The following is a 20,978-nucleotide window of genomic DNA, read 5'->3' as shown; positions in this document are numbered from 1 at the left end:
AGTACAAGAAAACCCCTCGATATTGGGCGAAAACACGCTGTTATGTGCCACACATGGTTGTTGCTTCACCCCTGCGGGCAGATCTAGTCACCCCCGCTCAATAAAAGCCCAGGTCAACCATTTATTCAACATTTTTGTTGTTTAAATATTGACAAGTCAGGTGAGGCTTGGCTAACCTCATGGATGTGTCGCAGGCTAGTCACCTGAGGCGCACTGCAGTTGTGGAATATGTTGCAGCACCTGTCGAAAGTTCAGTTGTCGGCGCAGTATTCATGCGATGAGGGTTTCTCTCTTCTCCCCGAAGCGCATGAGCATCGGTAGCCACTTTCTCCTCCGAGGTGCTGTGGTTGTTCATCCGGTTACTCGGCAACCTTCAGTCTCGTCACCTGGAGGTTGCTTACCGGATAAAGCTTCTGATGGCTCGTCACCATCGAAGGCCGAAGGTCAATGGCCGAAGGCGAAAAGGCGAGGAAAGGTCCGAAATATCGGGCTTATCCTCGCCTTTTTCTTATTCTTTTGCGCCGCCGTTAGCTGTAGTTGTCGCCTTTAGCCGAAGCTATTGACGCCCCGTCTCCTCGCGCTCACTAGCCAACTTATGGCGAGCCTCCCGCAGCCACTCCGGCTGCTTTTCAAGCAACGCCTTAATCTCCGCAGTAGTGAGGGGCTTATCCATGTCATTGTTCTTTAGTGAAGTAATGCTAATGCCCAGTTTGCGAGCCACCTCGGGGCGGGGGTGCGGGCCTTCCCGGCGCAGCGTCTGCAGCCACTCGGGCGGGTTCTTCTGCAACTCCACAAACTGCTCGTGGGTAAGTGCGGAATCCTGAAACTCCTGCGGCGTAGCCGGAAGGTAAATGGCCAGCTTCTTAGCGGCGGTGGCGGGCTTCATGGGCGGGCCGGACTTGTAACTCGGGTTCGCGTCAGTCATGTTCATCATTCTAATGAACGGCTCTATTATTGGTGCCATGCCCACTCAGCAAAACCGCGCCGCGAAGCCGCGCCAGCACCTAAAAGTTGTCTTTAGCACGGGTGTGCAGCCGGACAAATGGTTCCGGCGCTTCGACGAGCGGGTTCCCGGGTGGAAGATCGCCAGCGCGGGCACCGACGATCCGTTGCCCTATATTCGCGCAGGCCAGGCGGATGTTGCATTGGTTCGCCTCCCGGCGGAGGGGTTCGAACGCCCGGCCGACATGCACGAGGTTGCCCTCTACGAGGAGCAGATCGGCGTTGCCGCCCCCAAGGAGCATCCCGTCAAGGTCGTGGATTCCATCAACTTCCGGGAGCTGGCCGACGAGAAACTCATGTACGTCACCCCGCCTACCGGCTGGGATGATGTGGCAGCTCTGCGCGAAGCCCTGCAGGTTGTTGCCGCAAACGTTGGTATCGCCGTCGCGCCGCGCCCCTTGCTGCGGGCTATTAACCAGCGCGGGGTGGTGCATCGGGATCTTTTAGGGATTGACGCCACCACGTGCCCCCGCACCCGTGTTGCCCTTATGTGGCTCACCGAATCTGACAGTGACGTCATCCAGGACTTCGTCGGAATATGTAAAGGGCGCACCGCGAGCAGTTCGCGACAGGTGGCTAAACAGGGACGTGGTGGCGTCAATAAAAGTGCAGATAAAACAAAGAAAAGAGGGAAGAAAAAGACCTCCCAAGGCGCGCGGCGAAAATAAAGGATTGATTTCGATTGGATTAAAAATCCTAAACAGGGCGTGCATTCTTCGCTGGAGGGCTATTACGACTGGAGGGGTAGCGCTTTTGCGAAAAGCGAGAGCGGAAAAAGAACTGACAGAAAGGTATTAGTAATGAACTCCAACAAGCGTTTCCGTCGTTCCGCAGTGGCACTGGCTGCAGGCGCATCCCTGGTATTCGGCGTTGCTGCGTGCTCTGACGATGCAGAGGACGCCAAGGACAAGGCTGGCGACGCAGCTAACTCCGCCACCGAGAAGGCAGGCGAGGCTGCCGACTCCGCTACCGCTAAGGCCGGTGAAGGCGAGGGCGGCGAGTCCGAGGCCGAGGGCTCTGAGGGTGCTGACGCTGAGGGCTCCGAGAACGCTGACGCTGAAGGCACAGAGGGCGCCGATGCCGAGGGAGAGACCGAGAAGGTCCAGACCGCTAGCGGTGAAGAGGTTGAGCTGCCGAAGGACGTCAAGACCGCTTGGGATAACGAGGGCGGCGAGTCCGGTTCCTTCGGTAAGTTGGCCGAGTTCACCGAGGGCGAGAACGGCTCCCTGGCAACCTTCGAGAAGGGTTGGATCGCTAACTCCAAGGACCACGGTGCAGTTCCGCTGATCGGCAAGATCGGCGAGACCTGGAACAACGGTGGCGGTCTGGACAATGAGCTGGGCCTGCCGACCGCTCCGGAGAAGGGCGACGCAGCTAACGGCTGGACCCAGTCCTTCGAAAACGGCACCATCACGTGGGCAAAGGATGAGTCCGGTCAGTACACCGAGACCATCGAGAAGCGCTAAGCTCTAACCTTCAAGTAGAACTTGATAACCCCAGGTGAGGGGCAGGAAATGCCCCGAAGCCTGGGGCTTTCTATGTTTACCCAGAGTTCATCTGACAACAATGTAATTTCCATGCGGTGCGCCTAGCGTCGAGGATGTCCGAAGCAAGTAACAACTACCCACCTCATCCGTTTCCCGGATGTAAAGCGTAGCTTTTGCGGCGTGGAACGTCCGGGTTGATCGACTCATAATCCCTTACAAGGAGCACCACCTCCATGACTTCCGCCGCGCCCACCGATCAGGCACATCAGAACTTTCAGGCAGAACAGGCTCTCAACGCGCATTCCGACGCAGAGCTCGGCCTACGCACCTATGTCCTTGACACCTCGGTGTTGCTATCCGATCCCTGGGCACTCATCAAGTTTGCGGAACACCGCATCATCCTCCCCGTTGTCGTCATCAGTGAGCTAGAGGGCAAGCGCCACCATCCGGAACTCGGATGGTTCGCCCGGCAGGCCCTGCGCATGCTCGAAGACTTCCGTCAGGAGCACGGCCGGCTGGACATGCCCAGCATCGTCAACGAAGACGGCGGCACCGTCCAGGTGGAGCTGAACCACGTTGACCAGTCCGTGTTGCCTACGGGTCTGCGCGGAGAGCAAAACGACCACCGCATCCTGGCTTGCGCTTTGAACCTGCGGGCCGAGGGGCACAACGTCACACTGGTTACGAAGGACGTGCCGCTGCGCGTGAAGGCCGGTGCCGTTGGTCTGGACGCCGACGAATACCACGCCCAGGACGTTGTGCTCACCGGATACAACGGCATGGCCCGCGCGGAGGTGCCCTCCAGCATCATCGACGAGCTGTACGACGTGGGGGAGGCCGACATCTCCGGCGCCCTGACGGTAGACGGTGACGAGGTTGACGAGCTGCCGATCCACTGCGGTCTGCAGCTGACCGCGGGTAGCCAGTCCGTTCTGGCACGCTCGATGGGCGACGGCATGGTGCGCCAGGTCCCCACCGACCTGGAAGCTTTTGGAATCCGGGGGCGCAGCGCCCAGCAGCGCGTGGCGCTGGACCTGCTGCTGGATAACGAGGTTGGCATCGTAAGCCTCGGCGGCTCCGCCGGTACCGGCAAGTCCGCTCTGGCACTGTGCGCCGGGTTGGAGGCAGTGCTGGAACGCGGTGAACACAAGCGCATCGTCGTTTTCCGCCCTCTGTATGCCGTCGGTGGCCAGGACTTGGGCTATCTACCCGGTAGCGAGACGGAGAAGATGAACCCCTGGGCGCAGGCTGTGTACGACACCCTGGAAGGGGTGGTCAGCGACAATGTGCTGGAGGAGATCGACGCCCGCGGGCTGCTGGAGGTGCTCCCGCTGACGCACATCCGCGGCCGCAGCCTGAACGACAGTTTCGTCATTGTGGACGAAGCCCAGTCGCTCGAGCGCAACGTCCTGCTGACCGTGCTCTCGCGCCTGGGGCGAAACTCCCGCGTCGTTCTGACCCACGACGTTGCGCAGCGCGATAACCTGCGCGTGGGCCGCCACGACGGCATTCAGGCAGTAATTGAGAAGCTGAAGAACAATCCGCTGTTCGCACACGTCACGCTGACCCGATCCGAGCGCTCCGCGATCGCTGAACTGGTGACGAACCTGCTGGAAAAAGGATAGTTCGCTCACAGCTGCCGGCAGCCAGGTGGCGTAAATGATGGGTCTTAGGGCACAATTTCTTCCATGACTTCCGCGAACACCGCAGGGAACACTGCGAATACTGGGAACTCTGTGAACACTGCAGGGAGCGCTGCAGATAGCAACGCTGGCAACAACGCCCAGAACAGTGCCAAGCAGGCAATCTCCATCCGCCTGATGGAGGAGAAGGACTATCCGCAAGTCCAGAAGATCCTGCAGACCGGTATGGATACGGGCGAGGCGACCTTTGAGGAAAACGCGCCCGAAGCGTGGGAAGACTTTATGCGCCACCGCCTGCCCGAGCTCTCTTTCGTTGCCATTGACACGGATCCCGCAGCCGCCGCAGCCGCAGGGCTGGGCGAGGAGGGGGAGAAGATCCTGGGGTGGATCACCGCCACATCCGCCAGCCACCGTGACGTGTTCGACGGAGTGCTGGAGGACTCGATCTACGTCCACAAGGATGCCGCAGGCAAGGGTGTGGCCGGCAGCCTGCTCGATAGGCTGCTCAAGGACGCCGCCGAGCAGGGCCACTGGGCGATGCACTCCAGCATTTTCCCGGAGAACGAGGGCTCCGTGCGGCTGCACGTCTCCCGAGGATTCGAGGAAGTGGGCGTATTCCACTGCATGTCCCACATGAACTACGGGCCGAAGAAGGGCACGTGGCGCCACAACATGGTGATGGAGAAGATCCTTGAGGGTGGCCCGGCCTGGAAGTACTACCAGGAAAACCTGGAGCGCTCCGACGATGGCAACGCTGAGGGATCGGCAGAGAAGTCCGAGTAACTTTGCACATTCGCTCCCGAGCGAGCTCAGGCATATCAAAAGGCGACCGCATTAGCGCGGTCGCCTTTCTGCGTTGTATGGAATCCCAACGGGGACTACTCGATGGTCTCCTTCAGGGTGTCCTGACGTACCAAGACCAGAATCAGCGCAGCCAACACGGCCACCGGCGCCATAGCCCCGAGAACTGGGACGAGGGCGTCGTTATACGAGGTAGTGATCGCGTCATGCAACGGGCCAGGCAGCGTATCGACGATCTCCGGGGTTAGTCGCGCACTGCCGCCGCCCTGGAAGTCCTTGGCGAACTCAGCCCCCTGCGGACCCAGCTCCTGCAGCGCGCCGGGCACCCGCTGGCCCATGAGATCCGCCACGCGGTGGGTGAACAGCGAGCCGATGATAGCTGAGCCAGCCGTACCGCCAATCTGGCGGAAGAAGTTATTCGAAGCCGTCGCAGTGCCCACCATCGAAATCGGGAAAGAGTTCTGCACGATCAGCACCAGGATCTGCATCGAAAGCCCCAGGCCAACACCCATCAGGGCCAAGACAAGACCGAGGTGCACGAGGGAATCGTGGGCGTCAAAAAGCCCCATAAGACCAACCGCCGTGGCGGCGACGAGCAGACCCGCGACGGGGAACCACTTGTAGCGGCCTGTGCGGGACACGTACTGGCCGGAGGCGGTGGCGGTGACGATCATGCCGGCCATCATCGGGATCATCATTAGGCCGGCCTTGGTGGGGGTCATGCCGTGAACCATCTGGATGTACGTCGGCATGTAAGCCAGCACGCCAAACATGACCACACCCGTGATCGTGCCCGCCGCAGTAGTGACCACGAAGTTGCGAACGGTGAACAGCTCCATCGGGATCAGCGGGACCTCCGCCTTGCGTTCCACCAGCACGAACAGTGTGGCCAACACGGCCGCTGCGATGCCCAAGCCGATGATGACCGGGCTGGACCAGGCATAATCGCGGCCACCCCAGGTGAGTAGCAGAATCAGCGAGCTAGTGGCCCCAGCCATCAGAACCGTGCCGGGGACGTCCAGGCGGGCGCCCGAGCCGCGCTTCGGCAGCTGGAGGTTGAAGAAGACCATCAGGATGGTGATCACAGCCAGTGGCACGTTGAACCACAGCGCCCAACGCCAGCCGGGGCCGTCTGTGAAGAAGCCACCCAGCAGCGGCCCCAGCACGGAGCTCAGACCGAAGACGGCGCCCATGATGCCCATGTAGCGGCCTCGATCGCGGGCGGGAACCACGTCGGCGATGATGGCCTGCGCGCCGATCATCAGGCCGCCGGCGCCGAGGCCCTGCACTCCGCGGGCGACGATCATCATGTCCATGCTCTGCGCCAGCGCGCCCAGGACGGAGCCGACCAGGAACAGGGTTACCGCCACCAGGTACAGCGGCTTACGACCCATCTGGTCACCCAGTTTGCCGTAGACGGGCATGCCGATGGTCATGGTCAGCAGGAAGCTGGTGATGACCCAGCTCATCTTGTTGGCGCCGCCGAGCTCGCCGACGAGGGTGGGCAGTGCGGTGGAGAAGATCATCTGCCCCAGGGAAGACATCAGCATGCCGAGCATCAGGCAGCCGAAGACTAGGGGGACGTTGTTGTGGTTTTCCTGGCGCTGCTTTTCCGCCGCGTCGAGCCGCGCCTTGGCTGCTGCGGCTTCTTCGCGAGTATCTTTCATGGGCGGTTCTCCTTGGATTTTTGTGCTTTCTGCGAGATGTTTTCTGCGGTTGAGACTGTTGACGGCTTGAGGGTGGCCGGTTCGATGGCACTGAAGACTTGCCGTAGCCCGGTTAAAGCAACGTCAAAGTCCTTTGTGCTGTTCAGGGTTCTGCCGCGCCGTGTGGCTGAGGTTGCTGCGGCCCATTGCACCGTTGTTGCCGCGGTGACGATGAGGTGCGCTTCCTCCATCGCCTCCATGTCGGTGCTGCGGTTGCCCGGGTGGCCTTCGAGGTTCTTGCACACCGCTTCGGCGAGGTCGCTGCGTAGCTTTTCGTAGCTGGCGAGCTTCGCAAGTGCCAGGCTGGGGAATCTCTTTATTATTTGGGAACGACGCCACCTTATCGACTCCGCCAGTTCCGGATCGAGGTTGGCATTGTCCGACTTCTTGGCCTCCTCGATGCGCTTCTTGGTCAGCATGGCGTAGAGGTATTGAGGCAGGCTGCCCCGTGCCGGGGAGAAGCTTTCGAGTTTGTTGAAGTCGTCTTCGGTGAGCAACGGGGGTTGTTTGCCGACCGCAACGTGTTCCTTGGATGAGAAGTAGTTGAAGAAGGTGCGGCGGCTGATGTCCGCTGCTTCGCAGATTTCCTCCAGGGTGACTCCATCGAAGGAACGATCGAGGAAGAGGCGAGTGGCCTCGTCCTCGATCCTTAACCTGGTCTCCAGGCGTTTGCGCTCGCGCAGTCCCATGGTTGGGGGATCTGTGGGCTCTGGGGGAGCTGGAGGTTCCGTGGGGTCTGGGGGAGTTGTGTGGTCCGTGGGTTCCGTGGGCTCCGTGGACTCTGGGGGAGCTGGGGGATCGGAGCGGTTCGAATGCATCACTCGAACAAAGTTACACCCAGTGCAAAGTTGTATCTAGTGCAAAGTTTGTGTGATTCTTCATACGGGTTTGCCTGGTGTGCGGTGGTTAACTGTCTTCGCTGTGGGTGGAGGCGCTGCGACTGGCTTTGCAGGTGGAGGTGCTGAGACTGGTGTTGCGAGTGGAGTGCTGCGACTGGGAGTGTGGGTGGGTACGCGGTTGTTCGCGTGGTCACAAAGTTCCATTGCGGAGGTGTAACTGTCGGAAAAGTTGCACTCCGGTTGGGTAAATGTCGGAAAAGTTGCACAACCTTGTTGGGGTAGATTTCCAATAGTGTAAAAGTGCAGGTCACGGGGGTGTTGTGGAAGGTGCTGATTTTGGAAGGGAGGCGTTTTGCAACTTTTCCGACATCTATGAAACGTGTGGTGTTGGTGTGACCAATAGCTTCTGAAGGATAGTGGTTGGTTGACGACGTGACGGCAGATAGTGGGTATTGGTCGGTGCTGGAGAGGCTGAATGTCGCTAGAACGGGAATCCGTTAATGGGATCAAATTCCAGTAAAGTAAAAGCCCAGGTCAGAGGGTTTTGATTTTCCGGAGTCGGCTGCGGCGCCGTGCGTATTCCCGTTCTAACGACATTTTGGCCTTATGGGAGCTAAAAGGGCAGCTAAAAGGGAGCTAAAAGGGGCAGAAGAGGCCGGGATGGAAGTAAGGCGGAGGGACAGGAAAGGTGCAGGCGGGGCTGGCCGCGGTCAGACATAGGAAAACCCGCTGTCGCTCCTCCAAAGACGGTGGCCAGTGCCTACTAGTAGCACTAATGACTACTAGTGCCTTCGGAGAACAACAGCGGGTGTGTCGGCCCAGCTTGTAGGCCAGCCAGGATGACCCCGGCAAGTGCGGCCAGCCAGGATGACCCGGCAAGTGCGGCCAGCCAGGATGACCCGGCAAGTGCGGCCAGCCAGGATGACCCGGCAAGTGTGGCCACCCGAGCCAGCGCCGCAGAAGCAAGTGTGGCCAGCCAACTAGCCGGCTGGCCCCGCAACAGCGTCAGTACTTAGTTTTCGCCTACTTGTCGCGGTCGGTGTTTGCCATAGCCAGGACGTCGAGACGCTTATCCAGCTCCTCCTCGGTCAGCTTCTCGCCGTCGACAAAGCCCAGGTCGATAACAGTCTGACGGATGGTCTTGCCTTCCTTCAGAGCAGTCTTAGCAACCTTCGCCGCAGCCTCGTAGCCAATAGCAGAGTTCAGCGGGGTGACGATGGACGGGGAGGACTCAGCCAGAGTGCGCATACGCTCCTCGTTCGGCTCGATGCCGTCGACCAGCTTCTCTGCGAAAACGCGGGCGGTGTTGGCCAGCAGCTTCGCAGACTCCAGCACGTTGCGGGCCATCATTGGGATGTACACGTTCAGCTCGAACGCACCCTGGGAACCGCCGAAGGCAACGGCAGCGTCGTTACCGATGACCTGTGCAGCGACCTGGGTTGCAGTCTCACACAGAACCGGGTTGACCTTGCCCGGCATGATGGAGGAGCCCGGCTGCAGGTCCGGCAGGTGGATCTCGCCCAGGCCGGTCAGCGGGCCGGAGCCCATCCAGCGGATGTCGTTGGCGATCTTGTTCAGGGAGACAGCGATGGTGCGCATAGCACCGGAGAACTCAACCAGGCCATCGCGGTTAGCCTGCGCCTCGAAGTGGTTCTCTGCCTCACGCAGCTGCTCCACGCCGGTCAGCTTCACCAGCTCGGCGGTAACGTTCGCGCCGAAGTCAGCCGGGGTGTTCAGGCCGGTGCCGACTGCGGTACCGCCGATCGGCAGCTCACCCAGGCGGGGCAGGGTGGCCTCAACGCGCTCGATGCCTGCCTCGATCTGGCGGGCGTAGCCGGAGAACTCCTGGCCCAGGGTTACCGGGACGGCATCCATCAGGTGGGTGCGGCCGGACTTCACGACCGTCTCCCACTCCTTGGCCTTCTTTGCCAGAGACTCCTGCAGCACCTTCAGGCCCGGGATCAGGTCGTTGACGGCAGCCTGGGTTGCGGCCACGTGGGTAGCAGTCGGGAACGTGTCGTTGGAGGACTGGCCCATGTTTACGTGGTCGTTCGGGTGGATCTCCACGCCGTTGTTCTTGGCGATGGAGGCGATGACCTCGTTGGTGTTCATATTGGAAGAGGTACCGGAGCCGGTCTGGAACACGTCGATCGGGAACTCAGCGTCGTGCTTGCCCTCGCCGATTTCCTTGGCGGCGGAGATGATGGCATCCGCCTGCTCGTCGGTCAGCAGGCCACGGTCCTTGTTTACCTGCGCGCAGGCCGCCTTCAGCAGACCCATCGCGCGGATCTGTGCGGACTCCAGCGGACGGTCGGAGATCGGGAAGTTCTCCACGGCACGCTGCGTCTGCGCACGCCACAGAGCCTTCGCGGGAACCTTAACCTCGCCCATCGTGTCGTGTTCAATGCGGAATTCTTGCTCGGTCATTCTTTCATCACCTTTATCTTCTTAGCTTTTTGACGCCTCCCGCTCCGAACCCACCGAAGGGCTCAAAGTCGGGAACCGTGGGAAAGCGGATAGTCTTTCGTGCCCCGCACGGACACCGCCCAATCTACCTAAAAGGCCTGCTGCGCGGCGGCGGCGTGGGGGCGTCATAAAAAGGGCTAGTTACGGGTGTAATCCAGCACGGAGTAGGACTGCAGCTTCGCCAGCTGGTGCTGCGACTCGATGAAGCGGATCGTGCCGGAGCGAGAGCGCATGACCAGGGAACGGGTGGTGGCGGAGTTCTGGTGGTAGGAGACACCGCGCACCATATCGCCGTTGGTCACGCCGGTGGCGACGAAGTAGCAGTGCTCGGAGTTCACCAGGTCGTTGGTGGTCAGCACACGGTCGAGGTCGTGGCCTGCGTCCAGGGCCTTCTGGCGTTCAGCCTCGTCCTTCGGCCACAGCTTGCCCTGGATCTCGCCGCCCATGCACTTCATAGCAGCGGCGGCGATAACGCCCTCCGGGGTGCCGCCGATGCCCATCATGATGTCCACGGAGTTGGTGGCGGTGTCCTGGGCGGTTGCCACGGCACCTGCAACGTCGCCGTCGCCAATCAGGCGGACCTTCGCGCCGGCCTCGCGGATCTCGCGGATCAGATCCTCGTGGCGTGGGCGGTCCAGCACGACGACGGTGATGTCGCCCGGGACAGTGCCCTTGGCCTTGGCCACGGCGTTGATGTTGTCAGCGACTGGAGCGTCGATGTCCACCTTGCCCACGGCCTCCGGGCCAACGGCGATCTTCTTCATGTAGAACACAGCAGACGGGTCGTACATGGATCCGCGCTCGGCGGCGGCGATCACGGAGATGGCGTTCGGGCGGCCTTCGGCCATCAGGGTGGTGCCGTCGACCGGGTCGACGGCGATGTCCACTGCCGGGCCGTTGCCGGTGCCGACCTGCTCGCCGTTGAACAGCATAGGGGCTTCGTCCTTCTCGCCCTCGCCGATCACGACAACGCCGTCCATTTCCACGGAGTTGATCATCTGGCGCATCGCATCCACGGCCGCGCCGTCACCGGATTCTTTCTGTCCACGGCCAACCCACTTGCCGGAGGCGAGGGCGGCGGCTTCCGTCACGCGGACCAGCTCCATCGCCAGGTTGCGGTCCGGAGCCTCCGGGTTGGGGGAGACAGCAGGGATGTGCTCAGTAGACATGATCTTCAAGCTCTTTTCTGTTGCTGATTGGTGGCTGATAGGTAATTGTTTCCACTCTTCTTCCATTGTGCCTCATTTACCCCGGACGCTGTCTGATGCTGCGCCTTAAGTTTCGCCGTCCAGCCCAACCCAGGGTTAAGCCCATCCCAACCTAGGGTTGATTTGGCCAGGCCAGCGGAGGCAATGCGATAATGGCGGGCGTGCAGATTCAAAAACCCCGTGCGTTTCAATCCACCAAGGACATTGTGCTTTCCCTGGTGGTGCTGTTGGTTGCCATGTTCCTGACGGTCGGGTTCACGGGCCTGTGCTCCTTTAACCCTGGAGAGGCTGATCGATCGGGTCCTGTGCAGGAGGTCGATGCGGATACTGTGCTGCAGATGGATGCCCGCACTTTCGATTTCCCCATCCGTAACCCGGAGATGCCGGAAGGCTGGGTGGCCAATTCCGCCCGCCGCGTGATGGTCGGCGGCGAACCGTCGAGCCTGGTCGGTTGGGTTATTAACGGGGAGAACTACATTTCCTTGACTCAAACCGGAGCCGACTTTAAGGCCGCCTCCAAGCCTGATGATTCCGTGCGGGAAGAGACTGGCACGGAGACCACGGGGGATGTCGAGTGGCACGTCTTCACCGGCGAGGATGCTCGCCCGCTGTGGGTTGCTGACCTGGGGGATGTGCGCTTGGCTATTGAGGCGATGGCCTCCCACGAGCAGACTCGCACTGCCGCGGAGAAGATCGCTGCGACGCAGCCAATTGACGTCACCGACGCACGCTAGCCCTCGTTCTGCGCCTCGGCGTTGCGTGCCTCGCGCTGCTGTAGCGCCTGCTCGATGCGCTTGGACGCGCCGTTGAGGTAGTCCTCGCAGTATGCGGCCAGTTCCTCGCCGCGTTCCCAGTAGTTCAGCGACTCGTCGAGGCTCATCTGCCCGAGCTCGAGGATCTTCACGACCTCCACCAGTTCATCGCGTGCCTGCTCGTAGCTCAGCTGGTCGAGCGGGCGAAACTTCTGCTGCTCGCCATTGTTGGTGTTGTTGGTGCCGTTATTGGTGTTGTCCGCCATCGTTTTATGCCTCTCCTGTGCTGCTGTCTGTCTTGCTGCTGTTCTTATTTATGACGCCCCCAGGCGCCGCCTGCACACCCATCGCCGCGGCCGTGATGGATCCGTCGGGGACACGGATGCGCAGCTGCGAACCGGGATTAACTTGATCCACCGTGGTGACCACCTGGGCTCCAGATTTGTCGCGCGGAATGACCTGCACGATGGAATAGCCACGCGCAAGGGTCTGGGACGGCCCCAGGGCATTGACCTGCGCCTTCAGCGACTCGATGGAGGAGCGCAGCGAGCGGACATGCACGCCGAGCGCGCGATCCTTGCGCTGCAGAGCCTCCGCGATGATGTCTTTCTGGCGGGTGACCGGCAGGCTGGGGTCCGCCATCACGGGCCGGGTGCGGATCTGAGCCAGCCCCTTGCGTTCGTGCGCCACCCAGTTGCGCAGGGCACCGGCGCCGCGCTGGCGTGCTTCGCTGATGATTCGCAGCTCCTGAACCACATCCGGGACAACCGTCTTGGCCGCATCTGTGGGAGTGGCCGCGCGGACGTCGGCCACGTAGTCCAGCAGGGGATTGTCCGGCTCGTGCCCGATGGCCGAAACCACCGGGGTCCGCAGTCGGGATACCTCGCGCACCAGCGCTTCTTCGGAGAACGGCAGCAGGTCTTCCACCGAACCGCCGCCACGGGCGACGATGATTACGTCGACCGCCGGGTCCCGCTCCAGTTCTTGCAGAGCGTCGACGACCTGCGGAACCGTCTTCGGGCCTTGGACAGCGGTGTTAATCACCCGAAAGTGCACTGCGGGCCAGCGGCGTTTGGCCACCTCCATCACGTCCCGCTCCGCCGCCGAACCACGGCCGGTAATCAATCCCACGGTGGTGGGCAGGAAGGGCAGGGGAGCCTTCAGGCGGGGGTCGAAAAGGCCTTCGGCAAACATGGCCTTCTTCAACTGTTCGATCTGTGCGAGCAGCTGGCCGATACCGACCTGCCGGATTTCCGTGACCCACAGGGAAAAGCTGCCGCGCTTGGAATAGAACGACGGCTTGCCGTGTACGACAATGCGGTCGCCGTCCTTTACTGGAGTGGCCAGGTTCTTCAGCGCGCTCGTTTCCACGGTCAGGGAGACCGAAGCTTCCAGGTTCACATCGCGCAGGGTGATGTAGGAAAACCGCCAGGTGCTCTTCATGTTTACCTGCGTGACCTGGCCTTCGACCCAGATGAACCCCAGCCTTTGGATCCAGTTCTTCACCTGGTCGTTTAGCTGCCCGACCGCCCACGGGGCCTCAGGGGAGTTTGGAACGCTCATGGTTAAGCATTCTAAATGACGGCTCGGACACCAACGGATGACCAATGGATGACCAGTGGGTGAGCAGTGCAAGGGCAGGGGATGGGCAGGGGATGGGCACTGTCAGGTACTTCCATTACGATGGGGCACATGACTACCCCAACTACCGAGGCAACTGCCGATACTAAAAAGGTTTATCTAGCTGCCCCGCGCGGTTACTGCGCCGGAGTCGATCGTGCCGTCGAGTCCGTCGAGAAGGCTTTGGAAAAGCACGGTGCACCGCTGTACGTGCGCAAGGAGATCGTGCACAACAAGCACGTTGTGAAGACTTTCGAGGATCGCGGCGTGATCTTCGTCGACGAGACCTCGGAGGTCCCTCGCGGCTCCAACGTGGTGTTCTCGGCGCACGGTGTATCGCCCGCGGTGCACGAGGAGGCCCGCCAGCTCGAGCTGAAGACTTTTGACGCCACGTGCCCGCTCGTCACCAAGGTTCACCACGAGGTCACGCGCTTCGCTAAGCAGGGATACCAGATCATCCTGATCGGCCACCACGGCCACGAAGAGGTCGAGGGCACCGCGGGTGAAGCCCCGGATGTTGTCCACCTGGTCGACGGCGAGGACGACGTGAATGCGCTGGACTTCCCGGAGGGCACGAAGCTGGTGTGGCTCTCCCAGACCACCCTGAGCGTGGACGAGACCATGACCACCGTGAAGCTGCTGCGCGAGAAGTTCCCGCACATCCAGGATCCGCCGTCCGATGACATCTGCTACGCCACCCAGAACCGCCAGGTAGCGGTTAAGGCCATTGCGCCGAAGGTGGAGCTCATGATCGTGGTCGGTTCGCAGAACTCCTCCAACTCCAAGCGCCTGGTAGAGGTAGCCCTGCAGCACGGCGCGCAGGATGCCCACCTGGTGGACTACGCGGAGCAGGTCGATCCCGCTTGGCTGGATGGCGTGACGCACGTCGGCGTGACCTCAGGCGCATCGGTGCCGGAGATCCTCGTTCGCGGTGTGCTGGAGCTGCTGGCGGAGAAGGGCTATGGCGAAGTGGAGGAAGTCACCACCGCCACGGAGGATCTGATCTTCTCCCTGCCACGCGAGCTGCGTCCGCCGCGCACCCAGAAGTAAAACGCGATGTAAATCGCCAAAGGGGGGTAGAACTAGCCCCCGTCTGTTTAGTCGCGCTCGTCATCGAGGTAGCGCTTGGGGGACATGCGCCGCTCCGGGAAGGGGACCCGGCGGCGCTGAGCGTTCTCGCGCAATTCTTCAGAGCTGCGGGTTACCCGCTTGGCGCTAGAACGGACGTCATCGCTGCCGGAGCGTTCTTCGAACCGCAGGAACTCCTCGTCCCTATCGAAACTCCTGTCGGAATCCCTATCCAAGCTTCTGGCGGCGCGCTCCTGATAGGGGGCAGGAACCGAATCCCCGCCCCGCGAGATGCGGGTAATACGCTGTGTCGTCCGCTCTGAACGCTTCCGCGGTTCGTAGCTGGGGGCGTCATCAGAAGAACGAGTACTTCTGCGCGCGTGGCTCCGAGCATGCGAACGCTCCTGTGCGCGACCGTAGGTCTCAATGTTGCTGCGGTCGGATTCGCTGCGACGACGGCGCTGCATCTCCAGCTTCGCGGCCTTGCGGGTGAGGGACTCGCGGAAGTTCCACCAGCGGAAAATCGCGATGCCCAGCGCGACGAGGAAGGGGATCAGCAGCCACAGGTAGTGCTCGATGGCGGGGTAAATAGAGGTGATGACCTTCGTCTTCCGGCTGGCAATCGTCGCCCTACCGGAACTGAACCAGCCAATCAGCAGAGACCCGAACAGGTAGAACAGCGGGAACGAAGCCACGGTAATGAACAGTCCGCGTGGCTCGACGAAGATGGTAGAGGCAATCATGCCGACGGCGAAAAGACCGAAGAAAAGAGTCGGGATCGTTCTATCACCATTGGCGAGCACAAGGCCGGTGAAAACAATGGCCAGCATCACCAGTGCAGGCGCCCAGACGGGGAACCAGTGCGCCGGTGAATCATCGTGCGTCACCTCAGCCAGGCCGCGGCTGCGTACGCCTCGGTGTGCGGTGCGGCTATTGCTTCTGTGTCGGCTGCTTTCGGTCACGGGGTAATGCTACTTCTTCGGCTTGCTCTACTCGTTATTGCCACGGAGGGACTTATAAATTGACTGCACCTTACCGCGGATCTGTGCTCTCTTGTCGCTGAGGGATGACGCCCCCTCGTCTGCGTCTGCTGCCGTCTCCGTAGGAGCGTCGCTGACCGCCGCGGTGGTCGTGGCTTTGGAGGACTCGGCGGAATCAGTCTTATCGGAGCTGTTCAGCATCATGGCCTTACGCAGCTCCTGCCAGCGTTGGGCGGCACGTTCCGACTGTTCGCCTGTGAGGGAACCGGCGGTGGTAGCAAATTCGATGTCCTGGGAGGTTTTCTCGCCCGTGGCGAGGTCCGTCAGGTCGCCCATGTAACGCAGGATCACGGCGATCATAGCGGCGCACGGCACGGCCAGGAAGGCACCGATGATGCCGAAGAGGGTGGAGCCCAGGGTGACGGAGAGCAGGATGATGACAGGGTGAACGTTCATCGCGCGGGACTGCAGCACCGGCTGCAGGATGTTGCCCTCTAGCTGCTGGACGGCAATGACCAGGAGCAGTGCCATAACGGCGGTGTTGAAGTCGACTGCCACCAGCGCGATCAACACGGACAGAGCACCTGCGACGAATGCACCGACCATGGGGATGAAGCCGCCGAAGAACGTCAGGATAGCCAGCGGGCCGGCCAGCGGCACGTTCAGCAGGACGAGGCCCAGGCCGATGAAGATAGCGTCGATGGCGGACACGATGGCCTGGGTGCGGATGAAGCCGCCCAGGGTGTTCCAGCAGCGAGTCAGGACCTCGGTCAGGTGCCAGCCGACGCGGCGGCCCGTCACGCGGCGCAGCATCGGCAGGAAGTTCTCTCCGTCCTTCAGGAAGAAGAACGTCAGCACCAGCATCACGAAGAGAGTGACCAGCAGGGAGGCGGTCTCCGTGCCGAAGGCGGCAATGCTTGTTGCGATGTCGCCGGACTTGTTCTGTAGCCAATCGGTGATCTGCTGGACACCATCGTTGAACTGGCTTTCCTGCAAGTTCACGGGAGGTCCTTGCAGCCAGTCCTGGATCCGGCCGATGCCGTCGCTGGCCTGGTTGACGATCGTTTTGCCCTGTTCCACGGCACTAGGTGCGATGGCGGCGAAGGTGCCGATGATGAGGGCGAAGAAGCCCAGGATAGAAATCAGCACAGCCAAGCTGTTGGGGATTTTCAACTTGCGGAGCAGACGCACGACCGGCCACAGCACGGTACATACGATCACCGACAGGCAGACCGGCAAGATGCCGGCCCAGAGCTTGCCGAACACTTGGAATCCCAGATACAGCGCTGCGGCGATGATGATGAAACGCAAGCACCAGCCCGCAAACCAGCGACCTGTGGTGCCGATGACCTCCGCGCGGTCGCGCAGTTCAGGGTTTAGCTCTTCATCGATGGGAGACTTCTGAGCAGGCTTCTTAGCCTTCTTCTTAACCTTTGCCGCGTGCGAGCGAAGCCCAGGGCGGTCGTCGGTTTCCGTTTCCCCGTCCGGTTCGTGATCTTTGGTCAACGGCTTTTCCGTTCCTGTCGTGGCGCGGGCGGTGTTGCGCTCCTGGACGTAGGAGTCCCCCTTTTCCTCCACGGTGGGGGCAGTTTCTGCTCGCTTGTCCTCGACCAGCTCGGCCTCGGGGGAGTCGGGGCTTACGGTTGGGTGCTTGGCTGCCTGCGGTTCGTCAGCGAATTGGCCATGGCCGAGGCGCTCTTCGTCTCTATCGTCGCCCGGTATTGGGATGTTTTCCGTATCCATTCGATGGGAACCCGCGATAAAGTCTGCAAAATCACGGCCATCCTTACGAGGAAAGGACCTGTCGTGGGGGTTCTGGGAGTTCATTCTCCCTATTCTGCCTCACGCAGGTCCAAAACGGGAGTTTATGACGCACCCCGGGGCGTGTTTATCAGCGGCTTAACGCGCCGCGGAGGATGTGTTCACCTGGAGTAGAGACTCGTTGTCCGTGCCGGGTGCGGATCCCAGCTCGCCGGTGGTGGCGTCATCCGTTTTCGCGAGCATAAGAATCGCTGCAACGAGCCCACCCCAGATCACGATAATGAACAGGGCCATCAGGAGAATTGCGGGGCCGGTCATGACAGTTCCTTTCCATTGTTAGGGCCATTGTTAGAGCCGGTGGCAGAAGTAGCGGCGGTGGCAGCGCCATTGACGAGCGGGTTCGGAGTGCCACTCGGCCGACCCTTTGGAGGCACGCCGTAGTCCGAACTCGGCAGACCATCGAGGAACAGGTTGCCGCGGAAAGGCACGAAGCTCCATACCACCGCGCCGAGGCCGATGATGATGAGCACCAACCAGCCGTAAGCGAAGATCGTCCCGGATGCGTATCCCTCGTAGCCTTCGGAGAGGAGAGTACGGATCTCCTCGAACAGGAAGTACAGCAGCACCGCAGGGGTGATGGCGAACACGCAGGCCTGCCACACAACACCCAGGCGCAGCTCCGAAACAGCGTTGAGGTGCTGCGCCATCTCGTTACGGCGCCCCTGGATCCAGCCAATGCTCAGAACCGCGGCGACGGCACAGATCACGATGCCCAGGTTGTTGGTGAACTTGTCCATGATGTCCAGGGTGATCAGACCAGACGTGGTGGAGAACAGCAGGCAGGAGACGACGGCCATGACGCCACCGATGGTGATGGAGGCGACCTCACGGGTCAGGTTTAGCTTGTCCTTCACGGCGGAGATAACGACCTCCATGATGGAGATCAGCGACGTAATACCAGCCAGGAACAGGGAGCCGAAGAACAGCACGCCGAACAGGGGCCCGGCTGGCATTTCATTGATGATGGTCGGGAAGGCGATGAATGCCAGGCCGATGCCGCCGGAGACAGATTCCTCGACGGAGGTGCCCGACTGTGCAGCCATGAAGCCCAGGGTGGCGAACACGCCGATGCCGGCCAGAACTTCGAAGGAGGAGTTGGCGAAGGCCGTCACCATACCGGTGCCGGTGAGGTTCGTGCGCGGCTTGAGGTAAGACGCATAGGTAATCATGATGCCGAAGCCGATGGACAGGGAGAAGAAAATCTGACCGTAAGCGGCGATCCATACGGAGGTATCGGACAGGACGCTCCAGTCCGGGGTGAAGAACGTGTTCAGGCCGTCGGCGGAACCTTCGAGGAATAGGGCTCGGACCACCATAACGACGAAAAGGACGATCAGCACCGGTACGAAGAACATGGTGACGCGGCCGATACCCTCGTTGATCCCGCGGGCAAGGGTGAAGATACAGACCACCCATACTGCGGCCATGACCAGCAGAATCGGGATGACGAAGTCGCCTGTCCAGGCGGAGGAATCGTCAACCTTCAGGAAGTCGCTCATGAAGTAAGACTCTGCGTCTTCACCCCACGTCTTGCCAATGGACTTCCAGGTGAAGAGGCCCGCCCAGGCGATGATGGCAGCGTAGTAGACCGCAATGAAAAAGTTCACGCCCACCTTCAGCCAACCGATCGGCTCGGCGTACTTGCTGGTACGGCGGAATGTCAGGGGAGTGGAACCGCGGAAGCGGTGGCCCATGGCGAGGTCGAACCACAGTAGTGGAATGCCCGCGGTGAGTAGTGCAACCAGGTAGGGAATCAGGAAGGCGCCGCCGCCGTTTTCGTAGGCGACGTAGGGGAAGCGCCAAATGTTACCCAGGCCGACCGCGGAGCCGATTGCGGCCATGATAAACACGAGGCGGGTGTTGAATGTTTCTCGTCTCTGACGGGGACTGGCTTCAGGCGAGGAAGATGAAGTGGTCATTGAGGTGCAACTTTCTAGCAGGCATCTCGCAAGGCGAAGAGTTAACAGAAGAGGCTTAATGGGTGGTAAAGCCTCAAGGTTTTCTAAGGTGCATTCACTATATGACCGTTGAAAGGTTCTGATAGTGGGTTTCCACAATTCTTTTCCGAGATTGACTAACCGATGAAGAGATGGGGGTAGTTTCTTTGGGGTGTCTGGGGGTAACTGGGACGTCCATAGGTGGGCAGCGGTGGGCGTCAAAAAGAAACAATAAGTATGGCAATAGAGGCAATAGAAAGGGCGCATTGGAGGCAGCGACGGCCGGGCGATAGGATGGGGCACGTGACTCTTACTCTTGGAATTGTTGGCCTGCCCAACGTGGGCAAGTCCACGCTGTTTAACGCCCTGACCCGCAACGATGTTCTGGCTGCGAACTACCCGTTCGCAACCATTGAGCCCAACGTGGGGCTGGTGGAGCTGCCGGACCCGCGCCTGACGCGCCTGGCGGAGATCTTTGAATCTGAGCGCATCCTGCCCGCGACAGTCTCCTTCGTGGACATCGCCGGCATCGTGAAGGGTGCTTCCGACGGCGAGGGTATGGGTAATGCCTTCCTGGCGAACATCCGCGAGGCGGACGCGATCTGCCAGGTGGTGCGTGCATTCTCCGACGACAACGTGATCCACGTTGACGGTCGAGTGGACCCCGCCAGCGACATTTCCGTCATTGAGACGGAGCTGATCCTGGCCGACCTGCAGACGGTGGAGAAGGCTCTGCCGCGCCTGGAAAAGGAAGCGCGCAAGAACAAGGATCTGGCCGAGCAGGTCGAGGGGGCTAAGAAGGCGCAGGAGATCCTGGAGGATAGCCGCACGCTGTCGAGTGCCGCGGCGCAGGGGGAGATCGACCTGGCAACTGTGCGCGACCTGCACTTCCTGACGGCCAAGCCGTTCCTGTACGTGTTCAACTCCGATGAGTCTGTGCTGACCGACGAGGATAAGAAGGCGGAGCTGCGCGAGCTGGTGGCTCCTGCGGACTGCGTGTTCCTGGACGCCGCGACGGAGGCGGACCTGCTGGAGCTGGACGACGAGGAGGCGGCTGAACTGCTGGAATCCGTCGGGCAGACCGAGCCGGGGCTGCAGACGCTGGCAAAGGCTGGCTTTGCAACGCTGGGGCTGCAGACTTACCTGACTGCTGGGCCGAAGGAGGCTCGTGCGTGGACGATCCACAAGGGTGACACTGCTCCGCAGGCGGCCGGCGTGATCCACACGGACTTCGAGAAGGGCTTCATTAAGGCCGAGATCGTGGCCTTTGAGGACCTGGACGAGCTCGGTTCCATGGCGGAGGCCCGCGCCCACGGCAAGGTTCGCCAGGAAGGCAAGGACTACGTGATGGTCGACGGCGACGTGGTGGAATTTAAGTTCAATGTGTAGCTAAGGGCCGTATTAATAGCGTTTGACAACACGCGCTCCTATTTGCCGTCGTATCTCACGAGACGCTGAGGTGGATGGCCGCACCATCGACCTGCAGCGTCAGGACTGTGAAGCCATTGCAAAGCAGCGTGGCTTGCGCGTTGGACATAGGACATAACTACGTCGATCAGTCCATTTCCGCGTCAAAGAAGAATGTGGCTCGCCCCGACTACGACGCCATGGTGGCGTCCTTTGAACGCGGCGAAATCGACGCGATCAT

19 protein-coding genes are annotated in these 20,978 nt (G+C 61.0%); 8 read left to right on the top strand and 11 right to left on the bottom strand.

All coding sequences use genetic code 11. From position 1 onward, the window contains the following. Positions 1-556: 556 nt before the first annotated feature. Positions 557-925, bottom strand: a complete 369-nt coding sequence (locus MHX52_RS06695; protein ID WP_035005793.1) for a DUF5997 family protein — start codon at positions 923-925, stop codon at positions 557-559. A gap of 37 nt (positions 926-962) precedes the next feature. Here MHX52_RS06695 and MHX52_RS06690 point away from each other — a divergent pair, with 37 nt between their 5' ends. The 4 genes from MHX52_RS06690 (at position 963) to MHX52_RS06675 (ending at position 4,915) form a co-directional block, all read left to right on the top strand. Beyond that, entirely contained in the window at positions 963-1,670 is a 708-nt protein-coding gene (locus tag MHX52_RS06690) for a LysR substrate-binding domain-containing protein (RefSeq protein WP_239317260.1), read from the top strand. A 132-nt stretch (positions 1,671-1,802) separates the two neighbouring features. Then, the gene (locus tag MHX52_RS06685) at positions 1,803-2,468 is read left to right on the top strand and encodes an LGFP repeat-containing protein (protein ID WP_239317258.1); all 666 of its coding nucleotides are present in this window, start codon (positions 1,803-1,805) and stop codon (positions 2,466-2,468) included. A 254-nt stretch (positions 2,469-2,722) separates the two neighbouring features. Continuing rightward, entirely contained in the window at positions 2,723-4,114 is a 1,392-nt protein-coding gene (locus tag MHX52_RS06680) for a PhoH family protein (protein WP_035005789.1), read from the top strand. Between the two features lie 63 nt (positions 4,115-4,177). After that, a complete protein-coding gene (locus tag MHX52_RS06675; RefSeq protein WP_239317256.1) occupies positions 4,178-4,915 on the top strand; it encodes a GNAT family N-acetyltransferase in 738 nt (245 codons plus the stop codon). Between the two features lie 95 nt (positions 4,916-5,010). Here the strand turns inward: MHX52_RS06675 and MHX52_RS06670 are convergent, their stop codons facing one another. Next, positions 5,011-6,600, bottom strand: coding sequence for an MDR family MFS transporter (locus MHX52_RS06670; protein WP_239317254.1), 1,590 nt, complete (start codon positions 6,598-6,600; stop codon positions 5,011-5,013). Next, positions 6,597-7,328: a TetR/AcrR family transcriptional regulator gene (locus MHX52_RS06665; protein ID WP_239317252.1), complete on the bottom strand. Its 732-nt coding sequence runs from the start codon at positions 7,326-7,328 to the stop codon at positions 6,597-6,599. Before MHX52_RS06665 ends, MHX52_RS06670 begins: the two co-directional genes overlap by 4 nt. Before the next feature lie 989 nt (positions 7,329-8,317). Here MHX52_RS06665 and MHX52_RS06660 point away from each other — a divergent pair. After that, the gene (locus MHX52_RS06660) at positions 8,318-8,494 is read left to right on the top strand and encodes a hypothetical protein (RefSeq protein ID WP_239317250.1); all 177 of its coding nucleotides are present in this window, start codon (positions 8,318-8,320) and stop codon (positions 8,492-8,494) included. A 7-nt stretch (positions 8,495-8,501) separates the two neighbouring features. On the opposite strand, the gene MHX52_RS06655 is transcribed toward MHX52_RS06660, so the two are convergent. Together MHX52_RS06655 and glpX are read right to left on the bottom strand one after the other, a co-directional pair. Then, entirely contained in the window at positions 8,502-9,905 is a 1,404-nt protein-coding gene (locus MHX52_RS06655) for a class II fumarate hydratase (protein WP_049049125.1), read from the bottom strand. Between the two features lie 176 nt (positions 9,906-10,081). Further along, a complete protein-coding gene (gene glpX / locus MHX52_RS06650; protein ID WP_034964419.1) occupies positions 10,082-11,113 on the bottom strand; it encodes a class II fructose-bisphosphatase in 1,032 nt (343 codons plus the stop codon). A 191-nt stretch (positions 11,114-11,304) separates the two neighbouring features. Here glpX and MHX52_RS06645 point away from each other — a divergent pair, with 191 nt between their 5' ends. After that, complete coding sequence (locus tag MHX52_RS06645; protein WP_035005780.1) at positions 11,305-11,886, top strand: DUF4245 domain-containing protein; 582 nt, start codon at positions 11,305-11,307, stop codon at positions 11,884-11,886. Here MHX52_RS06645 and MHX52_RS06640 read toward each other — a convergent pair. Together MHX52_RS06640 and xseA are read right to left on the bottom strand one after the other, a co-directional pair. Then, positions 11,883-12,170, bottom strand: coding sequence for an exodeoxyribonuclease VII small subunit (locus tag MHX52_RS06640; protein WP_239317248.1), 288 nt, complete (start codon positions 12,168-12,170; stop codon positions 11,883-11,885). The genes MHX52_RS06645 and MHX52_RS06640 overlap by 4 nt on opposite strands. Positions 12,171-12,174: 4 nt before the next feature. After that, positions 12,175-13,467, bottom strand: coding sequence for an exodeoxyribonuclease VII large subunit (gene xseA, locus MHX52_RS06635; RefSeq protein ID WP_239317246.1), 1,293 nt, complete (start codon positions 13,465-13,467; stop codon positions 12,175-12,177). A gap of 120 nt (positions 13,468-13,587) precedes the next feature. Here xseA and MHX52_RS06630 point away from each other — a divergent pair, with 120 nt between their 5' ends. After that, positions 13,588-14,574: a 4-hydroxy-3-methylbut-2-enyl diphosphate reductase gene (locus tag MHX52_RS06630; protein WP_035005773.1), complete on the top strand. Its 987-nt coding sequence runs from the start codon at positions 13,588-13,590 to the stop codon at positions 14,572-14,574. 47 nt (positions 14,575-14,621) lie between these two features. On the opposite strand, the gene MHX52_RS06625 is transcribed toward MHX52_RS06630, so the two are convergent. The 4 genes from MHX52_RS06625 to MHX52_RS06610 all read right to left on the bottom strand — a co-directional run bounded on the left by MHX52_RS06625 (position 14,622) and on the right by MHX52_RS06610 (position 19,312). Next, complete coding sequence (locus MHX52_RS06625; RefSeq protein ID WP_239317244.1) at positions 14,622-15,554, bottom strand: DUF6542 domain-containing protein; 933 nt, start codon at positions 15,552-15,554, stop codon at positions 14,622-14,624. Between the two features lie 27 nt (positions 15,555-15,581). Beyond that, on the bottom strand, positions 15,582-17,399 hold the full coding sequence (locus MHX52_RS06620; RefSeq protein WP_239317241.1) for an AI-2E family transporter: 1,818 nt from the start codon (positions 17,397-17,399) through the stop codon (positions 15,582-15,584). 72 nt (positions 17,400-17,471) lie between these two features. Then, a complete protein-coding gene (metS, locus tag MHX52_RS06615) occupies positions 17,472-17,651 on the bottom strand; it encodes a methionine/alanine import NSS transporter subunit MetS (RefSeq protein WP_035005767.1) in 180 nt (59 codons plus the stop codon). Then, a complete protein-coding gene (locus MHX52_RS06610) occupies positions 17,648-19,312 on the bottom strand; it encodes a sodium-dependent transporter (protein ID WP_070488222.1) in 1,665 nt (554 codons plus the stop codon). Before MHX52_RS06610 ends, metS begins: the two co-directional genes overlap by 4 nt. Positions 19,313-19,633: 321 nt before the next feature. On the opposite strand from MHX52_RS06610, the gene ychF reads away from it, so the two are divergent. Next, positions 19,634-20,719: a redox-regulated ATPase YchF gene (gene ychF / locus MHX52_RS06605; protein WP_239317238.1), complete on the top strand. Its 1,086-nt coding sequence runs from the start codon at positions 19,634-19,636 to the stop codon at positions 20,717-20,719. Positions 20,720-20,978: the final 259 nt, after the last annotated feature.

It is taken from the genome of Corynebacterium sp. ACRQJ (genome assembly GCF_022346045.1).
Taxonomy (GTDB): Bacteria; Actinomycetota; Actinomycetes; order Mycobacteriales; family Mycobacteriaceae; genus Corynebacterium; species Corynebacterium evansiae.
The sequence above is the reverse complement of the archived record's forward strand: the minus strand, read 5'-3'. Positions and strand labels throughout refer to the sequence as shown.